The organism is Bartonella sp. AP150HLJHH (genome assembly GCF_042196385.1).
GTDB lineage: Bacteria > Pseudomonadota > Alphaproteobacteria > Rhizobiales > Rhizobiaceae > Bartonella.
The window spans coordinates 1-523 of record NZ_JBHIQC010000153.1; the positions used below are offsets into that span (position 1 = coordinate 1).

Annotated in this window: 1 protein-coding gene; it reads right to left on the reverse strand. The window is 39.6% G+C overall.

Features of this window, described 5'->3' with window-relative positions; translation table 11 throughout:
- A partial coding sequence (locus tag ACFING_RS10165) for an autotransporter outer membrane beta-barrel domain-containing protein (RefSeq protein ID WP_375630857.1) occupies positions 1-523 on the reverse strand: 523 nt, incomplete at both ends.

Genomic DNA, 523 nt, shown 5'->3' on the forward strand with positions numbered 1-523 from the left:
CGTTGATTAATTAACGTTTGATTGTCATCTTTATTCTCACGCAACCATGCTGCTGTAATATACGCAAGCGATGAGGAATCCATGTGAAAACCAAATTCATATCCTAAAGATAAGCCAACCTCACTGCGTAATGAAGTAAATGGACGCATGTCACCTGTCATGCCATTCGATAATTTGATTTCTTTACCCTCAATACGCAACCATGTAAATTGTCCATAAGGCTGCAACCAACTGTTCTTTGACGTCTTAAGTCGATAACCAGCTTCAAAGGAAGTTCCCAATGCCCTTTGAGTATATGTTCCTTCAATCTCTAAACCATTCGTTGAAACGGCTTTTAGAGTATTTTGATAATGATTGTATTTTAAAATACCATCGAGATACCATCCACTATGATCAAAATAAGTGACATAAGCGCCAATACCATAAGTATTGATTCCACTGTTACCCCCCCGTGCATGCGCAACACGGGCACGATCATAACTGCCAAAACCACCTATATAAAACTCTCCATTTTCCCACTCGC